The organism is Arcicella lustrica (genome assembly GCF_034930985.1).
Lineage (GTDB): Bacteria > Bacteroidota > Bacteroidia > Cytophagales > Spirosomataceae > Arcicella > Arcicella lustrica.
The window spans coordinates 286,037-303,130 of record NZ_JAYGIM010000001.1 but is presented as its reverse complement, the minus strand read 5'-3'; the positions used below and the strand labels follow the sequence as shown (position 1 = coordinate 303,130).

Annotated in this window: 18 protein-coding genes; 6 read left to right on the top strand and 12 right to left on the bottom strand. The window is 35.4% G+C overall.

Features of this window, described 5'->3' with window-relative positions:
- The first annotated feature begins 108 nt into the window (after positions 1-108).
- Genes rsmA through VB798_RS01205 form a run of 5 tightly spaced genes read left to right on the top strand, consistent with a single transcriptional unit; the run spans position 109 to position 3,437 of the window.
- Positions 109-891 carry a 16S rRNA (adenine(1518)-N(6)/adenine(1519)-N(6))-dimethyltransferase RsmA gene (gene rsmA, locus VB798_RS01225; RefSeq protein WP_323255117.1) on the top strand — a complete coding sequence of 261 codons (783 nt, stop codon included), beginning with the start codon at positions 109-111 and terminating at the stop codon, positions 889-891.
- Between the two features lie 54 nt (positions 892-945).
- Positions 946-2,328: a magnesium transporter gene (gene mgtE, locus VB798_RS01220; RefSeq protein ID WP_323255115.1), complete on the top strand. Its 1,383-nt coding sequence runs from the start codon at positions 946-948 to the stop codon at positions 2,326-2,328.
- Positions 2,329-2,330: 2 nt separating this feature from the next.
- Positions 2,331-2,783 carry a D-aminoacyl-tRNA deacylase gene (dtd, locus tag VB798_RS01215; protein WP_323255114.1) on the top strand — a complete coding sequence of 151 codons (453 nt, stop codon included), beginning with the start codon at positions 2,331-2,333 and terminating at the stop codon, positions 2,781-2,783.
- 10 nt (positions 2,784-2,793) lie between these two features.
- A complete protein-coding gene (locus VB798_RS01210; RefSeq protein WP_323255112.1) occupies positions 2,794-3,114 on the top strand; it encodes a hypothetical protein in 321 nt (106 codons plus the stop codon).
- Positions 3,111-3,437: a nucleotide pyrophosphohydrolase gene (locus VB798_RS01205; RefSeq protein ID WP_184132504.1), complete on the top strand. Its 327-nt coding sequence runs from the start codon at positions 3,111-3,113 to the stop codon at positions 3,435-3,437. Before VB798_RS01210 ends, VB798_RS01205 begins: the two co-directional genes overlap by 4 nt.
- 175 nt (positions 3,438-3,612) lie before the next feature.
- Here the strand turns inward: VB798_RS01205 and VB798_RS01200 are convergent, their stop codons facing one another.
- The 7 genes from VB798_RS01200 to VB798_RS01170 all read right to left on the bottom strand — a co-directional run bounded on the left by VB798_RS01200 (position 3,613) and on the right by VB798_RS01170 (position 13,318).
- On the bottom strand, positions 3,613-4,413 hold the full coding sequence (locus VB798_RS01200; protein ID WP_323255109.1) for a hypothetical protein: 801 nt from the start codon (positions 4,411-4,413) through the stop codon (positions 3,613-3,615).
- Positions 4,414-4,502: 89 nt separating this feature from the next.
- Positions 4,503-5,903: a dihydrolipoyl dehydrogenase gene (gene lpdA / locus VB798_RS01195; RefSeq protein ID WP_323255107.1), complete on the bottom strand. Its 1,401-nt coding sequence runs from the start codon at positions 5,901-5,903 to the stop codon at positions 4,503-4,505.
- Positions 5,904-6,046: 143 nt separating this feature from the next.
- Positions 6,047-6,205 carry a hypothetical protein gene (locus tag VB798_RS01190; RefSeq protein WP_323255105.1) on the bottom strand — a complete coding sequence of 53 codons (159 nt, stop codon included), beginning with the start codon at positions 6,203-6,205 and terminating at the stop codon, positions 6,047-6,049.
- 72 nt (positions 6,206-6,277) lie between these two features.
- On the bottom strand, positions 6,278-7,819 hold the full coding sequence (odhB, locus tag VB798_RS01185) for a 2-oxoglutarate dehydrogenase complex dihydrolipoyllysine-residue succinyltransferase (RefSeq protein WP_323255103.1): 1,542 nt from the start codon (positions 7,817-7,819) through the stop codon (positions 6,278-6,280).
- Positions 7,820-7,962: 143 nt separating this feature from the next.
- Positions 7,963-10,710, bottom strand: a complete 2,748-nt coding sequence (locus VB798_RS01180) for a 2-oxoglutarate dehydrogenase E1 component (RefSeq protein ID WP_323255100.1) — start codon at positions 10,708-10,710, stop codon at positions 7,963-7,965.
- 307 nt (positions 10,711-11,017) lie between these two features.
- Entirely contained in the window at positions 11,018-11,959 is a 942-nt protein-coding gene (locus VB798_RS01175) for a PorP/SprF family type IX secretion system membrane protein (protein ID WP_323255098.1), read from the bottom strand.
- A 717-nt stretch (positions 11,960-12,676) separates the two neighbouring features.
- Positions 12,677-13,318 carry a Pr6Pr family membrane protein gene (locus tag VB798_RS01170; RefSeq protein ID WP_323255096.1) on the bottom strand — a complete coding sequence of 214 codons (642 nt, stop codon included), beginning with the start codon at positions 13,316-13,318 and terminating at the stop codon, positions 12,677-12,679.
- Between the two features lie 184 nt (positions 13,319-13,502).
- On the opposite strand from VB798_RS01170, the gene VB798_RS01165 reads away from it, so the two are divergent.
- Positions 13,503-13,781, top strand: coding sequence for a hypothetical protein (locus tag VB798_RS01165; RefSeq protein WP_323255094.1), 279 nt, complete (start codon positions 13,503-13,505; stop codon positions 13,779-13,781).
- Here the strand turns inward: VB798_RS01165 and VB798_RS01160 are convergent.
- The 5 genes from VB798_RS01160 to VB798_RS01140 form a co-directional block, all read right to left on the bottom strand.
- On the bottom strand, positions 13,766-14,479 hold the full coding sequence (locus VB798_RS01160; RefSeq protein WP_323255092.1) for an NRDE family protein: 714 nt from the start codon (positions 14,477-14,479) through the stop codon (positions 13,766-13,768). The genes VB798_RS01165 and VB798_RS01160 overlap by 16 nt on opposite strands.
- Positions 14,480-14,690: 211 nt before the next feature.
- Positions 14,691-15,191, bottom strand: coding sequence for a hypothetical protein (locus VB798_RS01155; protein WP_323255089.1), 501 nt, complete (start codon positions 15,189-15,191; stop codon positions 14,691-14,693).
- Positions 15,192-15,267: 76 nt separating this feature from the next.
- A complete protein-coding gene (locus VB798_RS01150; protein WP_323255087.1) occupies positions 15,268-15,801 on the bottom strand; it encodes a YceI family protein in 534 nt (177 codons plus the stop codon).
- A gap of 5 nt (positions 15,802-15,806) precedes the next feature.
- A complete protein-coding gene (locus VB798_RS01145) occupies positions 15,807-16,538 on the bottom strand; it encodes a hypothetical protein (protein ID WP_323255085.1) in 732 nt (243 codons plus the stop codon).
- A gap of 33 nt (positions 16,539-16,571) precedes the next feature.
- Positions 16,572-17,000 (bottom strand): DM13 domain-containing protein, encoded by a 429-nt coding sequence (locus VB798_RS01140; RefSeq protein WP_323255083.1) that lies wholly within the window; start codon positions 16,998-17,000, stop codon positions 16,572-16,574.
- Positions 17,001-17,094 lie beyond the last annotated feature (94 nt).

Here is a 17,094-nt window from a genome sequence, read left to right as displayed (position 1 = left end):
ACGAAATTTTATCTTAAAAGTACAAAAAACGGCGTAATTTTAAGGAATAAAAGCAATTCATTAGTCTTTTTAACATTATTTATCATCCAAAAACCAACGACAGAATCATTGAAAGACGTAAGAGCTAAAAAAAGTCTAGGGCAACATTTTCTAAGAGATTTAGAGGCAGCACAGAAAATTGTAGAGTTGATGTCGCTTCATGGCGGTTATGACCAAGTACTGGAAATTGGACCAGGAATGGGCGTACTTACTCAATATTTATTACAACATACCGAATACCAAACTTCCGTTGTTGAATTAGACAGAGAATCAGTAGAGTATCTGAATATACATTATCCACAATTAAAAGGAAGAGTACATTCAGCCGATTTTTTGCATTTAGATTTATCGACTTTTTTCGGTGGAAAAAAATTCGGAATCGTTGGAAATTTCCCCTATAATATTTCTTCTCAGATTTTATTCAAAGTACTTGATTACAAAGACTTTGTACCAGAAATAGCAGGAATGTTTCAAAAAGAAGTAGCGGTAAGAATTGCCTCAAAACCGGGCAATAAAGATTACGGTATTTTGAGCGTATTACTGCAAGCTTTCTATGATATTGAATATTGTTTTTCATTAGGACCAGAAGTATTTTCGCCACCGCCAAAAGTAAATTCTGGCGTAATTCGTCTGAAAAGAAACAATGTATCTGATTTAGGCGTATCAGAAAGTAAATTTAAAGCCATTGTAAAAATGGGCTTTAATCAACGCCGAAAAACACTCCGAAATGCTTTGAGAGCTTTACAATTGCCTGAAAATCCATTTTTGAATAAACGTGCAGAACAATTATCTGTAGCTGATTTTCTGGAATTGACTCGATTAGCAGAAGCAAATAATCCGATTATTGAATAGAAGCCTCTAAATTATATAGTCAAGTCAAATAGTATTATTTGTGACGACAAAATCATGGAACCAACTAATCAACAACCTTTTGAACTTACTCCTTTTGAACTCACAAAGGAATATTTAGAGAAAATACAAACGGCCATCAATCAGCAAGAAAATGAATTAATCATTGCTGAAATGGATGAGTTGTATCCTGCCGATATAACCAATATTTTGTATGAATTGGAAGGCGAAGAAGCTCATTATTTGGTAAGATTATTGGATAAAAAGCTTGGTGCTGAAATCATCACAAATCTTGACGCTGATGACCGTAAAAAATTCCTCAAGAATTTTACGGCAATGGAAATTGCAGAATACGTTGATGTGTTGGATTCGGATGATGCCGTTGATATTCTGAACGAACAACCCAAAGATATTTCGGAGGACATTATTGGTTTGTTGAAAGACAGAGAACAAGCTCGTTTTGTCAACGATTTGATGCACTATGATGAAGATTCTGCGGGTGGTTTGATGCAAAAAGAGTTAATCAAAATTAACATTAAGCAATCAATTACAGAATGTATCGAGGAAATCAGAAGACAAGCCGAAGATGTTGAAAATGTATCTTCAGTTTATGTGGTTGATGATGAAAGTATTTTATTAGGAAGAGTTTCTTTAAAGAAAATTATTCTTGCCAAAAGAGGTGCAAGAGTAGCCGATATTTATGATGAAAATATTGTTTCTGTAAAAACAACAGCTAAAGGTGAAGAAGTAGCCGATGTCATGCAGAAATACGATTTAGAAGCAGTACCAGTTGTGAATATTCAAGGACGATTATTGGGTAGAATTACGATTGATGACGTGGTCGATTTTATCACAGAATCGGCTCAAGAAGACGTACAAGCGATGACGGGTATTTCGGAAGATGTGGAAGAAGATGACAGCGTTTGGCGTTTAGTTCGTTCACGTTTGCCTTGGCTAATTGTTGGTATGTTCGGTAGTTTTTTAGCAGCAAAATTAATTGCAAGTCTTGGAAACATCATTCAAATCACGGCTACCGTTTCAGCCTTTATTCCACTGATTGGTTCAACTGGTGGAAATGTTGGGATTCAATCATCTTCACTCATTGTTCAAAGTTTGGCTGATAAATCTGGTATTGATATTCCACTGAGCGAACGTCTTTGGAAAGTATTAAAAGTAGCACTTTTGAATGCAGTACTTGCAGGTGTGGTAGCATTTTTCGGTTCCCTTGCTGTTGATGGTGCAGACGTCGATTTATCACTTACAGTCTCTCTTTCTCTTTTTTCTGTGGTCCTTCTAGCTTCGTTCATGGGTACGCTTACACCATTGGCTTTGAACAGATTTAATATTAATCCAGCCATCGCTTCTGGACCATTTATTACCACTACAAACGATTTATTGGGTTATGGCGTGTATTTATTGATTGTTTATTTATTGATGTAATTATGATTGCAGTAATACAAAGAGTTTCGGAAGCTTCTGTAAAAATTGAAGATAAAATAAAGGGCAGTATTCAAAAAGGTTTTTTAATCTTGTTAGGCATTACTCATGACGATACATTAGAAGATGTAGAATGGCTTTCGAAGAAAATTATAGGCATGAGGGTTTTTTCGGATGAAGAAAGCAAAATGAATCTTGACCTAAAATCTGTAAATGGTGATATTTTATTAATCAGTCAATTTACTTTGCATGCAAGTACCAAGAAAGGAAATCGACCAAGTTTTATTGAAGCCGCCCGACCAGAAATTGCCATTCCTTTATACGAACAAATGATTAAGCAATTATCCAAAGACATGGGCAAAGATATACAAACTGGAGAATTTGGTGCTGATATGAAAGTATCGCTTGTTAACGATGGCCCAGTTACCATTATTATTGATTCAAAAAACAAGAATTAAGTCGTTTAAAATGATACGAAATACCATCTTTACGCTAATTGCTACCATCATCATTGTTGTGGTAAACCTAAATGCTGATGTGGTACATTGGCCACTTTTTGTCATATTACTTTCAGCTTTATCATTGGGTTATTTACAACCACAAAAAGGTTGGATTTCTGCCATACAATTGACGGCTGGCATTTTTGCAGGTTTCTTTATTGCCCAATTATTGGGTGTATCAGCCAAATTTCCTAATATCAATCAATTCTCTACTTATATTTCGCCATTGCCTTGTTTATTTGGTGGATTTATGGGTAGTTTTTTCAATAAAACCATTCATCAAAAATGACAATAGAAGAAGCACAAAGTACTGTTGATAATTGGATAAAAACCATTGGCGTTCGTTATTTTAATGAACTAACAAATATGGCAATGCTTACAGAAGAGGTGGGCGAAGTAGCCAGAATAATTGCTCGTAGATATGGTGAACAATCCGAAAAAGAATCTGACAAAGCAAAAGATTTAGGTGATGAAATGGCAGATGTTTTATTCGTATTGATTTGTTTAGCCAACCAAACGGGCATTAATCTCACAGAAGCACTACAGAAAAACCTAGATAAGAAAACGAAAAGAGATGCTACTCGGCATTTGGAGAATGAAAAACTTAAATAGCTGTCAGCTATGAGTCGTCAGCTTTGAGTTTGTTTAAATAAAAGAATAAAAATCACACATAAAAACGATTCCTTCAAATTTTTCTACTAGGGTGCGACTTAAGTCACACCCTAATAGAAATCTGATATTATCTCCAAATCTTAAAGGCTCATAGCTCACTTCTCAAAGCTAAAATCTACTTTTTCACCTGCTTTGCCTCTACTTCTTTCACCATTTTTTGCCCTAAATCTTTACTGATTTCTGGCTTGATAAAAACAGAAACTTGATCGACTAAAGGGTTTAATTTTTTAATAGAAGCGTGTAAAACATCAAATTCTAGCTGTCCTGAAATCGCCGTAAATTCTTCATCTGTTAATCCACCGTTATTATCTGAAAAATCATTGAAACGAAGATTAATATTTTTATTGGCTAACTTTCCTCCTTCCCAACTCACAACACTTCCGCCTAAATCCCATCCAAAACCAGTAATGGTAAATGTTTTTCCATTCAACTGAACAATCTCAGACAATGGCATACCAAGATGAATTCCATCTTTTGAAGACCAAGGCGAGCTTAAATCTGTTTTTTCATCTTTTGTAAAACGTACTCTTACTATTACATCTTGAATTTGCTGATACTCTTTACCATCTTTCCAGTAGATTTCTACTTCTTTTTCTGTATCAGGGAATAGTTTTGTTACTTTAAACTGTCCTTCGCCAGTTTCTATCATTACTTCTTTTTTGATATTTGCTTCGCCATATTTTTTGACTAATCCATCAAAACTTACGCAGACTAGAATATCTTCCAAAAACATTCCTTCACTTTTTTCAGTACTGCTTCTGGTAATAATTTCTTTCTTAGTTTTGGTAATAACAACTGAAGAATCTACTTTACTTTCTTGATTTGGCTTGGTTGAACAAGCATTTAAAAATAAGGTTACGATAAAAAGAAACGTGTATTTATAAAAGGAAATGAAATTTAAAGATGATGTTTTCATGATTATTTTTGGTTTATTTCCCAAAGCTAATAAAAAAGGCTTGGAGGGACAACCCTCCAAGCCTTTGATTTTTATCATTTATTCTTAGATTACGAATGAATCGCACGGTTTTCAGTAGCTGCTAAACAAGCTTCTTTCATCGCTTCTGTATAAGTTGGATGCGAGTGAGACATTCTTGCTACGTCTTCGGCACTAGCACGATATTCCATCGCTACTACTGCCTCGGCAATCATATCGGCTGCTCTTGCTCCAATGATATGTACCCCTAAAATTTCGTCGGTAGTTTTATCAGCTAATACTTTTACTAAACCGTCGGTATCGCCAGATGCCGTAGCACGCCCTAAAGCTTTGAATGGAAATGAACCTACTTTGTAAGCTTTTCCAGCCGTTTTTAATTCTTCTTCCGTTTTACCTACAGAAGCAACCTCTGGCCAAGTATAAACCACACCCGGAATTAAATTATAATTGATGTGTGGTTTTTGTCCAGCAATAGTCTCTGCTACAAAAACACCTTCTTCTTCTGCTTTATGTGCTAACATTGCACCACGAATTACATCACCAATAGCGTAGATTCCTGGCACTTTAGTTTGTAATGTATGCTCGTCTACTTCAATCTTGCCACGTTCAGTTGTTAAACCTGCCGCTTCAAGATTCAAGCCATCTGTATATGGACGACGACCGATACAAACCAACACATAGTCACCTGTTATTTGTACCTCTTCGTCTTTACTATTTTTAGCTGTTACAGTTACATCATCGCCATTATTTACAACACCCGTAACTTTATGAGAGAAATAATAATCAGCCCCTAGTTTCTTAATTGCCTTTTGTAATTCTTTACCCATCGTTTTATCCATCGTTGGAATCATCGAATCAGCAAATTCAACAAAACTTACTTTAGCACCTAAACGAGCGTATACTGAACCTAACTCCGCTCCGATTACTCCTGCACCAATTACAACTAAGTGTTTTGGAACTTCTTTCAAGTTCAAAGCTTCTGTTGAAGTAATGATTCTTGTTTTATCAACAGGAATAAAAGGCAAAACTGTTGGTTTTGAACCCGTAGCAATGATGATATTTTTACCAGTAATTTGTTCTGAAGTTCCATCTGCCTTTGCAATGTTCACGGTACTTTTATCAACGAATGAGCCAAGACCATTGTAAACTGTAATCTTGTTTTTCTTCATCAAGAAATTGATACCGTCGTTCATTTTCTTCACCACGCCAGCCTTACGGTTAATCATTTGCTCGATGTTAATTTTCGGAGCAGAGATTTCAATTCCGTGGTCTGCAAAAGTGTGAGCAGCATTATGAAAATGCTCAGAAGAATCTAAAAGTGCTTTTGAAGGAATACAACCTACATTCAGGCAAGTACCTCCCAAAACTGAATATTTCTCAATGATGGCAGTTTTGTTGCCTAATTGTGCGGCACGGATTGCAGCTACATAGCCACCCGGACCAGAACCGATTACTATTACGTCGTATTGCATATTATGAGCTTTGGGTATTCAGCGATTTACTGATAACCAGCAAGTTTAATTACTTAAATTGATTTTGATATAAAAAGGGAAATGAATTTACTAAAACACTGTTCTTTTATAAGTTATCACTACCTGAACAGTAGTTCCTTTTACTACAACAGGAATAATACTAACAAGTTCCATCCACTTCTAGCTGCTTTATTGAGCGTCTCAGCAAGAAACTTTTCGTCAATTTCCTCATAGTCTTCCCATTCTTCTGGCTCATCTGCATTGATAGAAATACTGAAGGTTGAATATTCGTAGTTAGACATTGAGTAGAAAAAGATTATATATTATTAAATCAATTGAGACACTTTGGGGTGTCTCAATTGATTTATAAAATGCTATACATCTAACAATAAACGTGTTGGATCTTCAAGGAGTTGTTTTACTCTTACCAAGAATGAAACTGATTCTCTACCATCAATAATTCTATGGTCATAAGAAAGAGCAAGATACATAATCGGACGAACTACTACTTGTCCACCAATTACTACAGCACGCTCAACGATATTGTGCATACCTAAGATAGCTGATTGAGGAGCATTGATGATTGGCGTTGATAACATTGAACCAAACACACCACCATTTGTAATCGTGAATGTACCACCAGTCATTTCTGGTAAAGTCAATTTATTATCTCTTGCTTTTAAAGCTAAACGAATTACTTCTGATTCAATTCCTGCTAAAGATAATTGTTCTGCATTTCTGATAACTGGAACAACCAATCCTTTTGGAGCAGACACAGCAATTGAAATATCACAATAATCATGGAAGATGATTGAATCGCCATCAATTGAAGCATTTACTGCTGGGAATTCTTTTAAAGCAACACAAACAGCTTTTGTAAAGAACGACATAAAGCCTAAACCAACACCATGTTTCTCTTTGAATTTATCTTTGTATTTTCCACGAAGATCCATGATTGGCTTCATATCTACTTCGTTGAAAGTAGTTAACATCGCTGTTTCGTTTTTCACTTGAACCAAACGACGAGCTACTGTTTTACGCAAAGAAGTCATTTTCTCAGCTCTATCAACTCTGTTACCTGAAGCAGAAGCTACTGGTGCTGGCTCTGCTGCTTTAGCAGGTGCAGCCGCTGGAGCTGGTGCTGGTTTTTGAGCTGATTGTGCATCTTCTTTCGTAATTCTTCCACCTACGCCTGAACCTTGAACAGTTGCAGGGTCGATTCCTTTTTCAGCTAATGCCTTCGCTGCTGCTGGCGAAGCATGACCTGCGGCATAGCTTGAAGAAGATTCTACAGGAGTTGATGCTGCTGGAGCAGGAGTAGATACTACTGGCGCTGCTGCTGCAACTGCCGAACCTGCACCCACTGTAATAGTTGCTACTAAGCCACCGATTGGTAATGTTGTACCAGCTTCGGCTACAATATGTAATGTTCCTGATGCTTCAGCAGGAAGTTCGAATGTTGCTTTATCAGATTCTAATTCGCATAGTACTTCGTCCATGTTTACTGAATCTCCTTCTTTTTTGTTCCAAGAAGAAACTGTTACTTCAGTGATTGATTCACCAACAGCTGGAACTTTGATTTCAATCGTTTTTGCAGGTTCTGCACTTGCAACTGGTGCAGCCGCAGGAGCAGCTACTGCTTCAACAACTGGAGCTGAAGGTGCAACAGCAGTTTGTCCACCAACTGTTTCAATAATACAGATAACAGCACCGATAGGCAAAGTGTCACCTTCTTTTGCAACGATTTTCAAGACGCCTTCTGCTTCGGCAGGGAGTTCAAAGGTGGCTTTGTCTGATTCTAGTTCACACAAAACTTCATCCATTTTAACAACATCTCCGTCTTTTTTATTCCAAGCGGCGATAGTTACCTCTGTTATTGACTCGCCTACTGGCGGTACTTTCATTTCAATTGCCATATTCTGATTTTATAATTTAGAATTTAGATTTTAGAATGCTGATACCTCTAAAAACCAAAACTATATGATTAAAATACTTAGATAATAATATAAAAAGAATGTAGATTACTCATCCTAGAATCAGTAATCTACATGGGTTAAATTTATGAGAATGCTCTTTCTACTAAAGCTACTTGTTCTTCATTATGAATCTTCAAGAAACCTGTAGCAGGCGAAGCTGATTTTTTGCGAGCTACTAATCCTTCAAATGGTTTCCAACCGAATTCACGAATGACGAACGACCAATATCCCATGTTTTCAGGTTCTTCTTGTACCCAGAATACTTTTGCTTTTGGATATTTGTCTAATTCAGCCTGAACTTTTTTAGCTGGGAAAGGTTGCAATTGTTCTAAACGAACGATGGCTACATCTGTGCGGTTATCTTTTGCTTGTTTATCCAACAAATCAAAATATACTTTACCTGAGCAAAGTAATACTTTCTTCACCTTCTTAGCATCTACAAAAGTATCTCCGTAAACTTCTTCGAATTTTCCATCTGTAAAATCGCTGATTGGAGAAACTACTTTTGGATGACGGAATAAAGATTTTGGAGACATCATCACCAATGGCTTACGGAATTCCCAAGCTAATTGACGACGCAAAGCATGGAAAAGATTGGCTGGTGTTGTAAGGTTAGTTACAATGATGTTTTCTTCTGCGGCTAATTGTAAATATCTTTCTGGACGAGCGTTTGAATGTTCTGGACCTTGTCCTTCATAACCATGTGGCAATTGCATTACCAAACCATTCATTGTTCCCCATTTAGATTCACAAGAAGCAATAAATTGGTCAATCATAGTTTGTGCTCCATTTGAGAAATCACCAAACTGGGCTTCCCAAATTACCAAAGCATTCGGGTTGGCTAAAGCATAACCAAACTCGAAACCTAATACTGCATACTCTGAAAGTAATGAGTTATAGATTTGTAATTGCTCTTGTCCTTCTTCAATGTAATTCAAAGAAGTATATGATTCATTCGTATTAGCATCATGTAAAACAGCATGACGGTGAGAGAAAGTACCTCTCTGTACATCTTGTCCTGATACTCTTACAGCATTTCCTTCTAAAAGAATAGAACCATAAGCCAATGCTTCTGCAGTTGCCCAGTTCAATACGCCATTATCAAAGAAACCTTTTCTGTCAGCTAATACTTTTTCAATTTGCTTCAAGGCACTAAAACCAGCAGGCAATTTTGAAAGCGCCACTGCAATTTTATCAATTGTTTCTTTGGCAATTCCTGTATTTGGCGAATTATCAAAATCAGCTAATTCAGCATAACGTAATTCTGCCCAACGGTTATCCAATTTTAATGGATGATATTCTGGACGAATCTTTTGTTTTACTAAATCTAAACGAGCTTGTAATTCACTCTTGAATTCTGAATCCATTTCAGAAGCCAACTTCGCTTCAATATCACCACGAGCAATTAATTTCTGAGTATATAATTCTCTTGGATTTAAGTGATTCGTAATGTTTGCGTAAAGTGTTGGCTGTGTGAAACGTGGTTCGTCAGATTCATTGTGTCCATTTCTACGGTAACAAACCATATCAATAAACACATCACGGTTGAATTGCTGACGGAACTCTGCTGCCATTTTCGATACAAAAACTACTGCTTCTGGATCGTCTCCGTTTACGTGGAATACTGGTGCATCAATGATTTTAGCAACGTCTGTACAATAGATTGACGAACGTGCGTCTTCAAAATCCGTTGTAAAACCTACTTGGTTATTAATCACAAAGTGAATAGTTCCACCTACTTCATAACCTTTTAGTTTTGCCATTTGTGTTACTTCATAAACGATACCTTGTCCAGCAACAGCAGCATCACCATGAATCAAAATTGGCAATATTTTATCATAATCTCCATCGTAATGAGCATCGGCTCTTGCACGACAGAAACCTTCTACTAATGGATTTACAGCCTCTAAGTGTGAAGGGTTAGGCGCTAATTTTAATGAAATTTCAACACCTGATGGAGAAATATGTTTTGATGAATATCCTAAGTGATACTTTACGTCACCATCGCCATGAATTTGGTCTGGAAGATTCCCTTCAAAACCATCAAAAATAGCATCGTAAGATTTGTGCATGATGTTAGCCAACACATTCAAACGACCACGGTGTGCCATACCAATCATGGCTTCTTTTACGCCTAATTCAGCAGAACGATTGATGATAGCATCTAAAGCAGGAATAGTACTTTCGCCACCTTCCAAACCAAAACGTTTTTGACCTAAATACTTTGTTCCCAAGAAGTTCTCGAAAACTACTGCTTCATTCAGTTTCGTTAAGATTTGTTTCTTTTCATCCAAAGAAGGATTAAACGCTAAAGCCTCTCTTTCGATTTTAGCACGTAACCATTCTTTTACTTCTGGCTCACGGATATAAGCATATTCAAAACCTACTGAACCTGCATAAATAGTGTTCAATGATTCAAGAATTTTGCGCAATGAAACTGCACCTATACCCAAGAAGTTTCCAGCTTGAAAATTTGTATCTAAATCCGCTTCTGAAAGAGCATAATCTTTCAAATCCAAACGTGGCTGACGGTTTTTACGATTACGGATTGGATTGGTTTTTGCGAGAAGGTGTCCACGTGAACGAAAGGCTTTAATTAAGCTAATTACAGCCATTTCTTTCTGAACCGTTGAACTATCTGGCGAAGAAGTGCCTCCACTTTTTATTCCGTTGGATGCGCCTTCTGCGTTATTCCAACTTGCGTGAAAATCAAAACCTTTGAAAAAGTTTTGCCAACTTGTATCTACCGAATTAGGGTCTTTTAAATATGACTCATAAAGGTCAGAAATCGCTGCCGTATCAGCATTGGCAATGTATGAAAATTGATCCATTATAATGTGACGTAACCAAAATTGGGACTATCGTTATTTGTTTTCTTTTTTGTACTTATTTTATTCCAAGGCAAAGTTAAGCTATGCTTTCAAATTAAAACATAAAATTTATTTGTTTTTTATTGAAAGAATGCCAAATTTATATAGCACAGCTTTTAATGATTCTAAAAGGGTATATTTCTTTACAAAGTACAATAATAACTTCAAAAGTTAATTATTTTACACTATTCGTTCAGCTTTTTTAAGATTCCTGTACTTTCCTGAAATTTCTTGCTTCATTATTACAAATGAACTCCTACTTTCTGACTTAGAAATACCTAAATACGCCCGACTTCCCATTACCTGAATCAAATTCATAACGTAACATAATTTGATGAAAGCCTTCCTTCGCTCCGACTGCTCCGTTTGGATTACCTTTAAAGTCATAAGCATATCCTAATTGAATTTTACTGAATTGAATCTGCAAAGAACCTAAAAAAGCTTTCTCCGAAAATTCAGAACCTGTGTTCTGATACCAAAGCCCTAAACCAAATCGGTTATTAAACCATGCCGTTGCGTTAAAGTCAACATCAGTTTGAGTACTATACGCATTTGAAAGTCGTCTGACTAACACACCTGTTTTTAATTGTACTTGGTCGTCGAAATGAAAAACATAACCTGCCGTTAGAAAAGTAGGCTGACTAAATTGGGTTTTATCAGCATTCAAATTCATCATAGAAAGTCCCGCATAATAATCATCATTATGATAATACAGCCCCAAACCAATACTTGAATTAAAATTAGTACTACCAACACCTCCGCCTGTTGAAGAAATATAAGCAGGTACTTGGGTTACGCCTGCTTGCACGCCCAAGGCTAATTTACCATCATTGGGTAAAACAAAACGATAAGCAAAGTCTCCATACAAACCTAAATTCCCAATAATTCCTCCTGTATTTGTCCCTATCAATTGTTCGGCATTGTATGCTTGAAAACCAATTGCCATTTTATCTTGAGCAATGGGCATATCGAAATTAAAATATTGCTGATTGGTTGAAGCCGCACCAACTGTACTAAAAAGCGGACGACGACGATATAAAGCAGCCACGCTCACTACTTCACGACTACCCGCATAAGCTGGATTGACGTTCAGGGGCATCATTGGATAAGTAATATATTGTTGGTCTTGTTGAGCAAAACTTGCAAAAGATGTAATCAATGAAGCAACCACAACAAAACTAACAAATAGACGAAGGCTTAATTTTTTCATAGATGGTATAAGTAAGAGTTATTAATTGGGAATTGTGCGTTTTGGATGACAGATATTTATGTACTCAGTTATTTAACCTACATAACAACCTTGTTTATTTTATCGAGCTTAATATTTATTTGCCCGAAGTTACAAAAAAGCCTTATTGACTTATTGTTTTTATACTTTTAAAGGGGAAATATTAAGAGAAAAGCATTCTTACTGTATTGTGTTATGAGAAAGAAATAATGCAAAGACCTGTCTCAATTCTCAAAGATAGGACAAGCTTTCTAGGAGATAGAACAACCTATTAAAAAGATAAGAAAATCCATCTCAGAGATAGGACGACCTATCAAAAACATAGAAAAACCCATCTCAGAAATAGGACAAGCTATCAAAAAGATGGGGAAACCCATCTCAGAGACAGGATAACTTATCAAAAAGATGGAAAAACCTATCTAGTAGATACGTTTTGTTTGGTTTATCATTCAAAAATGAACTATAAACCAAATAATATTCTAAATTTAGCTTTGACAACTTTTTACGATGATTTCCCTAAATCCAGAAGGGATGTCAGGATTATAGCAATGTTTGAAAGGTTGTTTATAGAACCCTGAAAGGGTGATACATTTGATGGTATCACCCCTTCAGGGTTTTAGTCTTTGAGGATTTCCTTGGCTATAATCCTTACATCCCTTCGGGATTTAAAAAAACACTTACAATAAACTAGCCTATTCATTATTGCCTCTTATTTGTTTTCATTTTGGCAATGCCAATATAAATTAGGGAGACAAACATAAAAGCAAGCGTAATAAAAAAAGCATTGATGAATACTTGCTGATAGCCAAGTTTAGTTACATTCATAAATGGATAAGGATAAAAGCCTGACAATTCTCCACGAAGCAAGATAAAAGTCACATATATCAAAGGAAAAATTAACCAAGCCTGAAAATCTTTCCATTGCAGTTGGCTTTTATTCACATACACAAACCAAAAAATAACATAGAGTATCGGTATAATTAAATGTAGTAATTCATCCACTACTTTTTGTAAACCTTCGGGTTGCCAAATAGAGCGAAGTACTGCATTATAGATAATACATACAATCAAGATATACACTGCAATAGCCGTCAATGTTTTGGATTTTGATAAAAAACTAGTCAATGAAATTGTAGGATTCAACAGTAAAACTGTCGCTGAAATGGTGACCAACAAATTAGAAAGGATGGTAAAATAGCTAAAATATCTAATGGTCAATTCGATAGTACTGGCGTGTGAGCTACCAAGTTGAATATATAATTGAGCAATAAGGGCAAACCAACCAATCAAAACTAAAGTAAGTAAAAGTGACTGCTGGGCTGTAGTTTTAGGTGTATTCATTTTTATCGGTATTTTTTTGTTTTAGTTTTAAGCGAAAAAATAATTAAATTCATTTGTTTTCAATCATTATCCAAGAAGGTTAACAAATTTCCGTCCTAAATGTTTATTATTATATGGTTCAGCTTATTAGATATGTCAACTTTTGGAAAGTTGACATATCTAATAAGCACAATCTTTAAGCATTATGATACAACAATCTCCCGCTTTCACATTCAACATTTTTCCACATCAGGAAAAACTTAGATTAGTTATTTTTAATAACGAAGAAGAATATGTCTGTAGAATTGAAAGCAAGAAAAAGTTGTATCAATTTCTGGAAGGGAATGACGCAACTCTATTCAAAGGAAGACTTCAATTAATTAAAAATCAGGGTGATATTGCTATTCAAGTAAAAGGGCGAATATTAGGAGAATTGAGCATTGAAGCTTTTAGGGAATTATTGAATACTCAGAGTACTCTATAGCGCAATGCTTGTTCGGAAAGTAAATCATGAAAGGAAAATGACAAATAATGATTTTGTTTAACTACTTGAAAAACACATTGTGTCACTAACTCATTATTTCGGTTTACTCGCATATCGTTATGATTGTCGCCAGTACCACCATTTAAATGGAAATTAAGTACATCTTCTGCGCTACAAGCTGGAAATTGTTCCTGAAAAGTAGTAAACCATTGTTCTCTTTGATGCCTAATTTCATGACTATACAAAGTAGCAGACGACCAAATATGTGGCAAAAGACTATCTTTTTCGGCACGGTATAATCTTTTGCCATCCCAACGAAACTCGTAAATATTTACTGTATCAACAATGTTTTGAATGATAATCAGCGTAAAATTTTCAATTCCTTCAAAATTGTATCCTCCTAAAAAAGTATCGACGGAATCGTATTGAAAGAAATCAAGGATGATTTGTCCTCTGCTTTGTCGATACGGAGGCTTAGATTGATGTTTTTCAAAAGCACCATTTAATAAACACAATGTAAAATCATCAGAAGTAGCCAACCAAGTTCCTCCCGCCTGTGCGTCTTTCGGAAAGTACACTTGTTTTCCATTAATTATATATTTCTTGGGTGGAATGGCTTTCGGGCGAGCAAGGGTTTCATCTCGATTATTCGTCAAAAAGAAACCATTTTGCTTGGGTAAATAAGTAAGTACGCACATTTTAAGTAAGAGTAATGAATTGTGAATGATGAATTTTGAGTAAGCCGACAAGCTATTTAAAGTATTAAAATACAGTCATTCATTTAGTCAAACCTATAAGGATTCATATAATTATCTAACAATAAGAGCTTTAACATCAAATCCTTATAGGTTTTTGCAATTTACTTATTCCTAATACTTATTTGATATTCAAAGGATTTTAAAATTATTTTCAAGCATTCTGCATGTTGCGGTGCTTGATGGTAGAATGAGCCACGCCAAAATCTGGAGCAATTTGAATCTCAGGATATACTTCATTCAAACCAATTTTGATAATTGCCAAATGATGTATGGTATGTTCTATCAAATAAGTAAGTTCTCGGAAAAAACTACTAGGAATGTTTATCGCTTCCTCTAAGCCAAAAGCTGTTTGTAATATTAATTGTTTATCGTTTTGGTAAAAGTTTAAGTGATTTGTTACATTTTTCAATACTTCTAACGTAAAATCTTTATCTACTTCTATGCGTAAATCTCTTTGGCGAGCATCATAATTTACTTCGCCTGTTTCGTAACCTTTTAAAAGACATAGATAAAATTCTGTAACATGCCTAACATGTTGGCCAACTGAATGATAGTGTAAAGGGGCTAAGCTTTCTTTGTACACTACATTATCTAAATCTTTCAGCAAATCGCTTAGCTGTTCGATAATATCAATGTTTATTTTCTGAAGCATATTTTTATATTTTCTGAATTGAAAAGCAATGTGTAACCTTGACTGTATTATTATCTTACTCCTGAATTATTCCAACTTATTGAGCAACGGCATTTACTAAAATGGTAAAAGTCACATCGTTACTCAATCCTAATGTTCCTCCTCCTACTGCCCAATCTCTTCTATTGATGGTAGTACTTCCTGAAAAAGTAGCGTTGTTGCCTTCTTGTTTAAAAGTAAAAGGTACTTTAATATTCTTGGTGGTTTCTTTCATCGTCAAATCAAAATAGCCAATGTAAGTTTCGCCTACTCTTTCTATTTTGGTTGATTTCATTTTGATGACTGGATATTTGGCTACATTGAAAAAATCTTCTTTTTCTTTCAAATGCCTATTTCTTAAATTGTTTTCGGTATCTAAAGTACTGACATCCACAGAAGCGACGAAACTTGCATTGTTTAAATCTTTTGCATCAAATTTAATGACGCCCATAAAACCTTTGAACTTCCCATCGACGGTAGAACCCAACATTTTTATCTTAAAAGAAACACCAGCAGTTACTGGTCGCCATTGTTGTGCAAAACTGTTCGTGATGATATTTACGAAGAGTAAACAAATTAAGATTCTTTTCATAATGTCTAGAATTTATAGCTAACTGCCAACATTGGCAAAAGGCTTTTATAACGCCATCGGTCGTTTTGTTCATTGGCTACAGCTACTTTTTTGTTGGAAGTATATTCAGCAAACAAGAAACTTAAACCTCCACGAATCCCGATTTTATCATTCAGCCAATATCGAAGAAATACTTCTGAATTTAAACTTCCTAAATCAGAATCACTCACTAATAACAAATTAAAATTTGTTGGCTTTGCTTCCGAAACGGTACTCCCATTAGTAAATTTCCTTTGAGAAGCATTTGCAATTAAATTTCCTGATTGTTTACTTCCGAAAGTAAAACCAATGGCATCAATATTAATTCCTGCTTCTAATTTTTGAGAAAGTGAATATTGTAAATTAATAGACAGGTTTAAGGCATTTACTTGTACTTTTTTCACTGAAAAAGTATCAATATTGGCAATAATATCTTCAGAAACAAGTGCCGCAAAACTAGCTTTTCCGGATGTTAAACTTGCAGGAGCTGTTCTTGCTTGAATATCATTCGCAAAAAAAGAAGTAAGCCGAACGCCATATCCAATTTTGAAACGATAAGATTTGCCGACACCAAACATTTGGGTAAAGGACAGAGCTGGAGAAAATCCTTTGCCAGCAGCCAAAGCTAAATCGGTTGTTTTGTAAGAGGTTTCATAGCCTTGCGAAAAACCGTTGATGCTAACAAGACTCAACAATAAACATACAAATATTTTTTTCATTATGCTTCAATTTAAGTATTTCATTGAAAGATTTTACTGAGAAAGTTTTGCACTACCAAAAAGTACGCTAAATCGTTTGCACCAAACCAATACATATTGTTGTTTATCAAGCCTAGCTTCTTGGGGAATTTCCAACACGAACGTGCCCGTTTTATCTAATTTTACCACCGTCGTGAAATTACTTGAACGAGTATCCTCTGCCAGATAAATGTATAAATCTGGACCTTCGTCAGTTTTAAAATTCTCAAAAGAAAGGTATTTTTTATCAGGCATTTTGCTATCACTGATAACTTTCACCGTTCCAGAAACCGCATGAACTCCATTTATAAACATTCCTGTGGCTTCTTCTTTGCCTTCTTGTATTACAGGACTAGGAGTATTATTGACGGGAACAAGTTCTATGTTTTTTACGCAAGAACTCAGTAAAATAATGTTTAGACAAAAGATGAGTAGTTGTTTCATTGTTTAGTTCCTTAGATTACTTTACAAAGTTGAAAATCTCAGAACCATTACATTGTCGGCTAGGTGACTCAAAACAAAAAACAATGAATTTTTA